Origin of the sequence: Microvirga sp. HBU67558 (genome assembly GCF_018069605.1) — a bacterium.
Taxonomy (GTDB): domain Bacteria; phylum Pseudomonadota; class Alphaproteobacteria; order Rhizobiales; family Beijerinckiaceae; genus Microvirga; species Microvirga terrae.
Window position 1 is genome coordinate 77306 of the sequence record NZ_JAGPUP010000547.1, and the last position, 9952, is coordinate 87257.

Here is a 9952-nt window from a genome sequence, read left to right on the forward strand (position 1 = left end):
CTAAGATCTGCAACATGGCTCTGGCATATCCGACGAGCCGAACGCTAGCGCATCGTGCGGTAAAAGTGGCCCCGGTTTTCCGGTTCCACGATGCGCCGCTCGGAGGCTTGAGCATCGGATCCATCCCAAAAGTGGAATCCACTTTTGGGTCCGATGCTCTAAGATGTCGGAAATGCAGCCTGGGGGCAACGCTGCTGCGATAGAGGGAGGTCGCCTTATGGACAAGCCATACGGTGAGGAGAAGACCCAAGGCCCGATGCCGGACTTCGAGACCCTCTCGCACAACATGGCCCGGTTCGTCGAGGGAGCCGGCAAAGCCGCGGCCGCCTACCTCAAGCCCGTCCAGGAAGGCCAAGCCGGGCCCGAGCTGTCGAACGACGCTTCCGAAGCCATCAAGTCCCTCAGCCGCGTGGCCGAGGCCTGGATGAGCGACCCGCAAAGGAGCTTCGAGGCTCAGTCCCGCCTCGGGACGCAGTTCATGTCGCTCTGGGCCTCGACCCTGAAGCGAGCCCAGGGAGAGCCCGTGGAGCCGGTGGCCGAGCCCGAGCCCAAGGACAACCGGTTCAAGGACCCGGAGTGGTCTGAGAACCCGATTTTCGACTTCCTGAAGCAGGCCTATCTCATCTCGTCCCGCTGGGCCGAGGACCTTGTGGAGGACGCGGAGGGCCTGGACGAGCGCACCCGTCACAAGGCTCAGTTCTATCTCAAGCAGCTCTCCAGCGCGCTCTCGCCTTCGAATTTCCTCCTGACCAATCCGGAACTCATTCGGGAGACCCTGCGCGAGAACGGCGCCAACCTCGTGCGCGGCATGACCATGCTGGCGGAGGACATCGAGGCGGGTGGCGGCGAGCTGAAGATCCGCCAGTCGGACACGAGCAAGTTCAAGGTCGGCGTGAACATCGCCACCACGCCCGGCAAGGTGATCTTCCGCAACGACCTGATCGAGCTGATCCAATATGCTCCAACCACCGAGAAGGTGCTCAAGCGGCCTCTGCTGATCGTCCCGCCCTGGATCAACAAGTTCTACATCCTCGATCTCAACCCGGAGAAGAGTTTCGTCCGCTGGGCGGTCGCGCAGGGCCTGACCGTATTCTGCATCTCCTGGGTCAATCCCGCCGAGCAGCACGCGGAGAAGGGCTTCGAGCACTACATGGTCGACGGCATCTTCGCCGCGCTCGACGCCATCGAGCAGGCGACGGGCGAGAAGAAGGTGACGGCCATCGGCTATTGCGTCGGCGGGACTCTGCTCGCCACGACGCTCGCCTACATGGCGGCCAAGCGCGACAAGCGGATCGACAGCGCCACCTTCTTCACCGCCCAGGTGGATTTCACCCATGCGGGCGACCTGAAGGTCTTCGCCGGCGAGGAGGAGGTGCGCAGCCTCGAGGCCACCATGAAGAAGCGCGGCTATCTCGAGGGCTCGCGGATGGCGAACGCCTTCAACATGCTGCGGCCCAACGATCTGATCTGGCCCTACGTGGTCAACGTCTACATGAAGGGGCAATCGCCCTTCCCGTTCGACCTGCTCTATTGGAACGCCGATTCGACCCGCATGCCGGCGGCCAATCACGCCTTCTACCTGCGCAACTGCTATCTGGAGAACAGGCTCGCCAAGGGCGAGATGGAGCTTTCCGGGGTGAAGCTGGACCTGAAGAAGGTGAAGGTGCCGATCTTCAATCTGGCCACCAAAGAGGACCACATCGCCCCGGCCCGGTCCGTGTTCGCGGGCTCGAAGGCCTTCGGCGGACCGGTCGATTACGTGCTCGCCGGCTCCGGCCATATCGCCGGCGTGGTGAACTCGCCGAGCAAGGCGAAATACCAGTTCTGGACCGGCGGCCCCGTCGAGGGCGAGATGGAGGACTGGTTGAAGCAGGCCAAGGAGACCACGGGCACCTGGTGGCCCTATTGGTTCGACTGGATCAAGGCCCAGGCGCCCCGTATGGTACCGGCCCGGGAACCCGGCGGCGGCAAGCTGGAGCCCCTCTGCGATGCGCCGGGGACCTACGTGCTGGAGAAATCCTAGCCTCTCCGTGATAACGCACTCCGTCCGCTTTCTCCGACCCGCAACGTCATGGCCGGGCTTGTCCCGACCATCCCGATTGTTCGTGGCTCGGCGCCTTTCCGGTCGGGATCCATCGCACGAGGCGGGTGATGACGTGGGAGGAAACGACGCCCCCCAAAAAGAAAGGCCGACATTCCTGCCGGCCTTCGGGTCGTCGCTACGGGAGCGCTCAGTACTTGCGGACGAGCGGGACGGCCGGGATGGCGACCTTCGGGTCGTCCCAGCGATAGCGAATCGCCGCCGACACGATGTCCACGTCCGAGTCCACATCGGCCACGTAGGGAAGCCCGGCATAGTCCTGATGTCCGGGAAGAATCCGGATATCCGTCTCCTTGGCGAAGATGTGGGTGTAGGCCAGGTCGAAGGACACCCGGTCGTTCCACTGGTAGCTGGCGCCGATCGACGCCCAGATGCGGTCGTTGTCCGGCAAGCGGGTCGAACGGATCTCCGTGTCGATCGGGGATTCCTCGTAGGCCACGCCGGCGCGGAGCGTCCACTGCTCGTTCAGCCGGTAATCCGCGCCGAGGGAGTAGAAGAACCCATCCTCGTAGTTGAGCGGAATGTCCGTCACGGCAACGCCGCCGGGGCCGATCACGAGAGGCGTCTTGAGGACGCTCCAGTTGGTCCACTCGAAGCCGGCATGAACCGTGATGTTCGGCGTGATCACCTGGGAGAGACCGACGGTCAGCTGGTCGGGCGTCTTCAGCTTTGCGGTGATCGGAACTCGGGCGAACGGCCCAATGGAGCCGAACGGAGCCGACAGGTTGCCCTCGAGCTCATGCTCGACCTGCGACCGGTAGCCGACACCGATCGTCGTTCCGGCGAAGGGCGTGATCGTCACGCCGGCCGTGAAGCCGAAGCCAACGTCATCGCCGTCGAGGATCGCGCTCGGCGCGCCGGGCAACACCGCGGATGTCGCCGGGCCGCCCGGGAACGGCACCGCCCGCTTGAGGCGGATGTCGAAATACTGCAGCGACGGTCCCACGGCGACCGACAGCCAGTCGTTCACCTTCACGCCGAGCACCGGGTTCACGTTCACGGAGAAGATCCGCGACGAGCGCGAGTAGAGCTGGCCGGACCAGTTCTGGCGCGGGTCGGTGACGAGACCATAGGGCGTCGTGCTGGAGACGCCGAGCCAGAGCATGTCGTTGATCTGGTAGGAGGTGTATCCGGCCGGAACGACCGCATCCTCGCCGATGTCGCCCGAACCGCCGAACACGAAGGTCGGCATGGACGGGAGCGGATTGATGTCGACCCGAGGAATGATCGCCGAGGCGTGCCATTCGCTCTGCCAGCCCGGCGCCATGGTGATGACGGCCGGGTTCCAGAACATGGAGGAGAGGTAGCCCGAGCCCGAGGCCGCGCCGGCGAAGGAGTATCCCTGCGCGGTGGCGCTCTGCTCGCGGAGCGCGAAGGCCCCGGCCTGAGCGCCGCCCTGGGCAGCGATGAGGGCTGCGAGGGACACCGCAGCCAATGACAACGAACGAGAGAGACGACCCATGGAGTTTTCCTGCCCTTGGTGTTCTTGTACGGGAGAATCCCGTCGTGAGGGCAATGTGCCAATGCTTAAATTTGGCCGCAATCTTTTCCTGAGCTTCCGCCCGAGTCTTAACGTTTCCTAAAATACGCCGTCCCTTACTTAACTGATCTTTGTTTTGCTTTGTTAATCGCAAATACAGGAAAAGTATGCACAGATGGTTCACATGTAAACCGATGTATAGTCGGCTGTCATCTTGAGGCTGGATACCTCGGACGGATGAGTGGACATCCGGTCGTTTGTGAGCCGTCGTGGCATAACAGCAACATATTTGCGGCTAGAACGTGCATTGTACGGTGACGCATTCGGGCCAATGATGCCCATGCCTTAACAAGAGGAGCGCTTGATGAAGCTGGTGAGATTTGGCGACGCTGGACGGGAGAAGCCGGGCCTGATCGATTCGAACGGACAGATCCGCGATCTCTCGGGACTCGTGCCCGATATTACCGGGGCGGCCCTGTCGTCCGACACCCTGGACCGCATCCGCAACACCGACCCGAGCACCCTCCCCATCGCCCCGTCGGGCCAGCGCCTGGGGCCTTGCGTCGGCCAGGTGCGCAACTTCATCGCCATCGGGTTGAACTATGCCGACCATGCGGCCGAGACGGGAGCGCCGATCCCGGCCGAGCCGATCGTCTTCAACAAGGCCCCGTCCTGCATCGTCGGCCCCAATGACGACGTGATCATCCCGCGCGGATCCCAGAAGACCGACTGGGAGGTGGAGCTCGCCATCGTGATCGGCGAGCGGGCCTCCTATATCGGGGCGAACGAGGCCTTGGATTTCGTTGCCGGCTACTGCGTCTGCAACGACGTGTCCGAACGCGAATACCAGATCGAGCGCGGCGGCACCTGGACCAAGGGCAAGGGTTGCCCGACCTTCGGCCCCTTAGGACCCTGGCTCGTCACCAAGGACGAGATCGCCGACGTGCAGAACCTGTCCATGTGGCTCGAGGTGAACGGCGAGCGCGTGCAGAACGGCTCGACCAAGACCATGATCTTCAACGTGGCGCAGATCGTCTCCTACGTGTCGCACTTCATGATCCTGGAGCCCGGCGACGTGATCACCACCGGGACCCCGCCGGGCGTCGGCATGGGCATGAAGCCGCAGCGGTTCCTGAAGGCAGGCGACGAGGTGAGCCTCGGCATCGAGGGCCTCGGCGAGCAGCGCCAGCGCTTCGTCGCCTTCGAGGGCAACGCGGTCGACACCAGCAAGAGCTGGAAGGGGCACTGATCATCCCTGGGGTCATGGCCGGCCTTGCGCCGGCCATCCCGATACGGGCAAGGGCTGTGCTTCAATCCATCGTCATCACCGGCACGCGGCCGGTGATGACGCGAGGATCCCCGTTCAAACCAGCCCGAGCATGAGCTGGATGTTCTGTACCGCCGCGCCGGACGCGCCCTTGCCGAGATTGTCGAGCCGCGCCACCAGAACGGCGTGGTTGTAGCTGTCGTGCTTGAACACGAAGAGTTCGAGGCGGTCCGTGTCGTTGAGGGCCTCCGGCTCGATCCGCTCGATTGTTTTGCCGTCCCGCAGCGTGGGCACGACGCTGACTAGGCCGCCCTCCCGGTAGTGCTTCAGGAGCGCCGCCTCGAGATCCGCCGCCTTCGGCCGGCCGGGCAGGAGGTCGAGGTGCAGCGGCACGCTCACCAGCATGCCCTGCCGGAAATTCCCCACGGACGGGATGAAGATCGGCCGCCGGGTCAGGCCGGTGTACTTCTGCAGCTCGGGCACGTGCTTGTGCTCGAAGCCCAGCCCGTAGAGCTCGAAGGACGGGGCCGTGCCGGCCTCGTAGGCCTCGATCATCGAGCGCCCGCCGCCGCTATAGCCGCTCACCGCGTTCACGCTGATCGGATAATCGGCCGGGATCAGGCCCGCGTCGACCAGCGGCCGGATGAGCGCGATCGCGCCGGTCGGGTAGCAGCCCGGATTGGCCACCCGGTCCGCGCCGGCGACCGCGTCGCGCTGCTCGGCATCGAGTTCGGCGAAGCCGTAGACCCAGCCGGGCGCGACCCGATGCGCCGTGCTGGCGTCGAGGATCCGGGGCTTGCGGCCGCTCAGGCCGTCGACGAGGGAGACCGTCTCCCGGGCCGCGTCGTCGTGCAGGCAGAGCACCACGAGATCGACTTCGGCCAGGATCTCGCGCTTGGCCGCCGGATCCTTGCGCCGCTCGGGATCGATGCTCCGGATCCTGACGCCGGGAACGTCCTTCAGCCGCTCGCGGATTCCGAGCCCGGTCGTGCCGGCCTCTCCGTCGATGAACACGGTCTTGGTCTGCTGATCGAGGCCTGATGATCTGTCGAGCGTCGCGGTCATGGTCGATCCAATCTGTCGTCGATGCTGGGAGATAGGGCGGGACGCTTCAGCCCCGCAAGGTGTCGGAAAAACAAAAGCCGCGCAGAGGGCGCGGCTGGCAGACGAGCGGACGAAGAGCCCTCATCGCAGGCGCGCAGGCGCGGCGGAGAAGCGACGTCGGATGTCTGAGAAGATCGTCATGGGCGATCTATGCGGCGCAAAGGCCATGCTTGTCAAGGAACGGCCCGGTGGAACCCTCCCCCGGTCCCACGGTTCCCCTCGCAATCCCGGATCACGACAGGCGGCTCTCATGGCAGGCACGGCGAAGAAGACCAATCCCAAGCTCTGGGAGACGGTGAAGGCGAAGGTCACGAAGAGCTCCAAGGGCGGCAAGCCGGGCCAGTGGTCGGCCCGCAAGGCGCAGATGGCGGTGGCCGAGTACAAGAAGGAAGGCGGCGACTACGAGGGCCGCAAGTCCACGGACAATCACCTCCGGCAATGGCAGGACGAGGATTGGGGCACGAAATCCGGCAGGAAGAGCAGCGAGACCGGCGAACGCTACCTGCCGGCCAGGAGCCGCAAGGCGCTGAGCGACAGCGAATACGAGCGGTCGAGCGACAAGAAGCGTGCCGATACCCGCAAGGGCAAGCAGGTTTCGAAGCAGCCGCGCGACGTGGCCAGGAAGGCCGCGGCCGTGCGCAAGAGCACCGGGCGGGCCGCATCGACCAAGGCGCAGCTCATGGAGCGGGCGCGCAAGCGCAACATCCCCGGCCGTTCGCGCATGACAAAGGCCGAGCTGGAACGCGCCCTGGCCTGAACGCAGAAAGGGCGGCCCGAGAGCCGCCCTTTCCAAACCATATGGCTGAAGGAGCCTTAGCGCTTCGAGAACTGGAAGCTGCGGCGGGCCTTCTTCTTGCCGTACTTCTTGCGCTCGACGACGCGCGGGTCGCGGGTCAGGAAGCCTTCCTTCTTGAGCGGGCCGCGAAGCTCCGGCTCGTAGTAGGTCAGCGCCTTGGCGAGGCCGTGGCGGACCGCGCCAGCCTGGCCGGAGAGACCACCGCCGTCAACATTGACGGTGATGTCGTACTGGCCTTCGCGCTGGGCGATCTGGAGCGGCTGGGCGAGGATCATGCGCAGCACGGGACGGGCGAAGTAAACTTCGGCCGTACGGCCGTTGATCACGATCTTGCCGGAGCCGGGCTTGATCCATACGCGGGCAACCGCGTCCTTGCGCTTGCCGGTGGCATAGGCGCGGCCGAGCGAGTCGAGCTTCTGGACGTGCTTCGGAGCTTCCGGAGCGGCGGCCTGGGCATTGGTGCCGAGATCGGCGAGAGACTGGAGGGTCGCCATGATTACGCTCTCACGTTCTTGCTGTTGAGGGCACCAACATCCAGCGTTTCCGGCTGCTGAGCGGTATGCGGATGCTCGGCGCCGCCATAGACGCGCAGGTTGCCCATGATCTGACGGAAAAGCGGGCCGCGGGGGAGCATGCGCTCCACAGCCTTCTCGACCACGCGCTCAGGGAAGCGGCCGTCGAGAATGAACTTCGCGGTGCGCTCCTTGATGCCGCCCGGATAACCGGTGTGGTGATAGTACACCTTCTGCTCGCGCTTGCGGCCGGTGAACACCACCTTGTCGGCGTTGATGACGATGACGTTGTCGCCGCAGTCGACGTGGGGCGTGTAGTTCGCCTTGTGCTTGCCGCGCAAGCGCATGGCGACTACCGAAGCGAGACGGCCCACAACGAGGCCCTTCGCGTCGATCACAACCCACTTCTTCTCGACCTCGGCGGGCTTCAGCGAAGTCGTAGTCTTCATTGCGCTGTATCCCGTTGAAGAGCCATCTGGCTCAGGTTCTGAAAACGACAAACCGCCGCGAGATGCGGCGGCGAGTGACGGCTGTTTAGTCATATCAGCCGTACAAGTCAACACTGTTTTCGAGCAATCGAAACGCGCAAAACCCTTATAAAACAAGAGTTAGCTGGTCAACGGTATTCAAATACCGTAATAGAGGTATCTCAATACCACGTCGCGTTTTGGATCCGGCCTGAGAACAGCTATGCTTGGCCGTCAGTTCGCTTTTCGCCGTTCTGGAGGGGCTCCCGATGACCGATGACCTGATCTTCTTCACCAATCCCATGTCCCGCGGCCGCATCGCCCGTTGGATGCTCGAGGAAACGGGCTGCGCCTACCGGACGGAGGTGCTCGCCTTCGGCCCGGACATGAAGTCGCCCGGCTATCTGGCCCTCAACCCCATGGGCAAGGTGCCGGCGATCCTGCACAAGGGCAGGATCGTCACCGAGGCAGCCGCCGTCTGCGCGTATCTGGCCGACGCTTTTCCCGAGGCCGGCCTTGCTCCGCCGCCCCAGGACCGCGCCGCCTACTACCGCTGGATGTTCTTCGCGGCCGGACCGGTCGAGGCGGCCCTGAGCAACAAGGCGTTCGGCTTCGAGGTTCCGGAGGACCGGCAGCGGACCATCGGCTACGGCAGCATCGAGCACGTGGTCGATGCCCTGGATTATGCCGTCACCCAGTCCGAATACATCGCGGGCGACCGGTTCACCGCCGCCGACGTCTATGTGGGCTCCCAGATCGGCTGGGGCATGATGTTCGGCACCCTCGAGAAGCGGCCCGCTTTCGAGGCCTATTGGCAGCGGAGGAGCGCGCGTCCCGCGGCCATCCGGGCGCGCGAGATCGACGACGCGCTGGTGCCCGCGAAGGCTTGAGACGAGCCGGCTACCGGCGATCCGGGATCGAATAGGTCCCGGTCGCATGGCAGACCACGTCCGGGCCGCCCTCCGAGGTGATCGATACTTCGCCCACCGCGAGGCGCCTGCCGAGCTTGAGCAGGCGGCACTCGGCGATGAGGTCCCGCGGCTCGGGCTTGCGCAGGAAGTTGAAGGTGAGACTCGTGGTGACGGCGAGCGCCACGGGTCCGATATGGGCGAGAATCGCCGCGTAGAGGGCAAGATCCGCCAGCCCCATCATGGACGGACCCGAGATCGTGCCGCCCGGCCGCAGATGGCGCTCATGGTAGGTCATGCGCATGCGGGCCGAAAGCGGGCCGATCTCGTCGACGAAATAGGTCCGGCCTCCCGCATGCATCTGCGGGAACTCCCGGTCGAGAAACGCCGTCAGGTCGTCCTTGGTCATGATCGGGTGATGCGAAGCCATGCGTCAAATGCTCATTGAACTGCCCTGCCCTATCCCATACGTTCCTGCCATGGATCACAGCAATTACCCGAACGATTACATCCGCGGCATTCTCAACAGCGTGAAGACCATCGCGCTGGTCGGCGCCTCGTCGAATCCCGCTCGTCCGAGCTGGATCGTCACCAAGTACCTGCTGGAGCGCGGCTACGACGTGATCCCGATCAATCCGGGGCTGGCCGGCGGCGAGCTTCTCGGCAAGACGGTCTATGCCTCCCTGAAGGACGTGCCGGTTCCCATCGACATGGTCGAGATCTTCCGCAACTCGGAAGCCGCCGGTCCGATCACCGACGAGGCACTGGCGCTCGTTCCCCTGCCCAAGGTTCTCTGGATGCAGCTCTCGGTGCGCAACGACGAGGCCGCGGCCAAGGCCGAGGCCAGGGGCCTGAAAGTCGTCATGGACCGTTGCCCGAAGATCGAGTTCGGACGCCTGTCCGGCGAGATCTCCTGGCAGGGCGTGAATTCGCGCATGCTGAGTTCCAAGAAGCCGGTCCTGTCTGGAAAGGGCTTCCAGAAGCTCAGCCTCAACCGGCCTTGAACAGACCTCCGCGGTCCGCTGCAAGGTGCTGGCCCGTCCCTGCGAGGGCATCGGTCTGAGCCGGCGTGAGACGACCTCGTCGCAGGTTTCCCGCCCCGGCCGGACGTGCCTGACCATTCCGCGTTACCCTCCGCCCGTGCCGGCCACCCTCCGACCGTCCTGACACCCTCCAGGTCATGGCCGGGCCTGTCCCGGCCATCCCGATCATGTGAAGCGCCGTGCCTTACGGGTCGGGATCACCGGCACAAGGCCGGTGATGACGTGGCAGGGTCTGCGCAACGATGTGTTCTCACTTTGTTCTTGACAGCTCGAT

At 64.5% G+C, this 9952-nt stretch carries 10 protein-coding genes; 5 read left to right on the forward strand and 5 right to left on the reverse strand.

Annotation, left to right across the window (positions count from 1 at the left end; genetic code table 11):
• Nucleotides 1–217 precede the first annotated feature (217 nt).
• Nucleotides 218–2023 carry a class I poly(R)-hydroxyalkanoic acid synthase gene (gene phaC, locus KBI52_RS22980; protein ID WP_173947250.1) on the forward strand — a complete coding sequence of 602 codons (1806 nt, stop codon included), beginning with the start codon at nt 218–220 and terminating at the stop codon, nt 2021–2023.
• Nucleotides 2024–2231: 208 nt separating this feature from the next.
• Here phaC and KBI52_RS22985 read toward each other — a convergent pair whose 3' ends face one another.
• Entirely contained in the window at nt 2232–3563 is a 1332-nt protein-coding gene (locus KBI52_RS22985) for an OmpP1/FadL family transporter (RefSeq protein ID WP_210811877.1), read from the reverse strand.
• A gap of 382 nt (nt 3564–3945) precedes the next feature.
• Between KBI52_RS22985 and KBI52_RS22990 the strand changes: the two genes are divergently transcribed.
• Nucleotides 3946–4830 (forward strand): fumarylacetoacetate hydrolase family protein, encoded by an 885-nt coding sequence (locus KBI52_RS22990; RefSeq protein WP_173947248.1) that lies wholly within the window; start codon nt 3946–3948, stop codon nt 4828–4830.
• Between the two features lie 114 nt (nt 4831–4944).
• On the opposite strand, the gene argC is transcribed toward KBI52_RS22990, so the two are convergent.
• Entirely contained in the window at nt 4945–5913 is a 969-nt protein-coding gene (gene argC / locus KBI52_RS22995; protein WP_173947247.1) for an N-acetyl-gamma-glutamyl-phosphate reductase, read from the reverse strand.
• A gap of 289 nt (nt 5914–6202) precedes the next feature.
• Here argC and KBI52_RS23000 point away from each other — a divergent pair, with 289 nt between their 5' ends.
• Complete coding sequence (locus tag KBI52_RS23000; RefSeq protein ID WP_210811881.1) at nt 6203–6709, forward strand: hypothetical protein; 507 nt, start codon at nt 6203–6205, stop codon at nt 6707–6709.
• A gap of 56 nt (nt 6710–6765) precedes the next feature.
• On the opposite strand, the gene rpsI is transcribed toward KBI52_RS23000, so the two are convergent.
• Together rpsI and rplM are read right to left on the reverse strand one after the other, a co-directional pair.
• Nucleotides 6766–7242 (reverse strand): 30S ribosomal protein S9, encoded by a 477-nt coding sequence (gene rpsI / locus KBI52_RS23005; protein WP_173947246.1) that lies wholly within the window; start codon nt 7240–7242, stop codon nt 6766–6768.
• 2 nt (nt 7243–7244) lie between these two features.
• Nucleotides 7245–7709: a 50S ribosomal protein L13 gene (gene rplM, locus KBI52_RS23010; RefSeq protein WP_173947245.1), complete on the reverse strand. Its 465-nt coding sequence runs from the start codon at nt 7707–7709 to the stop codon at nt 7245–7247.
• Nucleotides 7710–7996: 287 nt separating this feature from the next.
• Here rplM and KBI52_RS23015 point away from each other — a divergent pair, with 287 nt between their 5' ends.
• Nucleotides 7997–8617 carry a glutathione S-transferase family protein gene (locus KBI52_RS23015; protein ID WP_210811878.1) on the forward strand — a complete coding sequence of 207 codons (621 nt, stop codon included), beginning with the start codon at nt 7997–7999 and terminating at the stop codon, nt 8615–8617.
• A 10-nt stretch (nt 8618–8627) separates the two neighbouring features.
• Here the strand turns inward: KBI52_RS23015 and KBI52_RS23020 are convergent, their stop codons facing one another.
• Nucleotides 8628–9065 (reverse strand): PaaI family thioesterase, encoded by a 438-nt coding sequence (locus tag KBI52_RS23020; protein ID WP_173947243.1) that lies wholly within the window; start codon nt 9063–9065, stop codon nt 8628–8630.
• A gap of 49 nt (nt 9066–9114) precedes the next feature.
• Between KBI52_RS23020 and KBI52_RS23025 the strand changes: the two genes are divergently transcribed.
• Nucleotides 9115–9639 carry a CoA-binding protein gene (locus tag KBI52_RS23025; RefSeq protein ID WP_210811879.1) on the forward strand — a complete coding sequence of 175 codons (525 nt, stop codon included), beginning with the start codon at nt 9115–9117 and terminating at the stop codon, nt 9637–9639.
• Nucleotides 9640–9952: the final 313 nt, after the last annotated feature.

What these genes read in the sequence shown, in the direction of transcription:
- KBI52_RS23000 (WP_210811881.1), top strand. Translation starts at nt 6,203, where the DNA reads ATGGCAGGCACGGCGAAGAAGACCAATCCCAAGCTCTGGGAGACGGTG.
- rplM (WP_173947245.1), bottom strand. Translation starts at nt 7,709, where the DNA reads ATGAAGACTACGACTTCGCTGAAGCCCGCCGAGGTCGAGAAGAAGTGG.
- argC (WP_173947247.1), bottom strand. Translation starts at nt 5,913, where the DNA reads ATGACCGCGACGCTCGACAGATCATCAGGCCTCGATCAGCAGACCAAG.
- phaC (WP_173947250.1), top strand. Translation starts at nt 218, where the DNA reads ATGGACAAGCCATACGGTGAGGAGAAGACCCAAGGCCCGATGCCGGAC.
- KBI52_RS22985 (WP_210811877.1), bottom strand. Translation starts at nt 3,563, where the DNA reads ATGGGTCGTCTCTCTCGTTCGTTGTCATTGGCTGCGGTGTCCCTCGCA.
- KBI52_RS23020 (WP_173947243.1), bottom strand. Translation starts at nt 9,065, where the DNA reads ATGGCTTCGCATCACCCGATCATGACCAAGGACGACCTGACGGCGTTT.
- KBI52_RS23015 (WP_210811878.1), top strand. Translation starts at nt 7,997, where the DNA reads ATGACCGATGACCTGATCTTCTTCACCAATCCCATGTCCCGCGGCCGC.
- KBI52_RS23025 (WP_210811879.1), top strand. Translation starts at nt 9,115, where the DNA reads ATGGATCACAGCAATTACCCGAACGATTACATCCGCGGCATTCTCAAC.
- KBI52_RS22990 (WP_173947248.1), top strand. Translation starts at nt 3,946, where the DNA reads ATGAAGCTGGTGAGATTTGGCGACGCTGGACGGGAGAAGCCGGGCCTG.
- rpsI (WP_173947246.1), bottom strand. Translation starts at nt 7,242, where the DNA reads ATGGCGACCCTCCAGTCTCTCGCCGATCTCGGCACCAATGCCCAGGCC.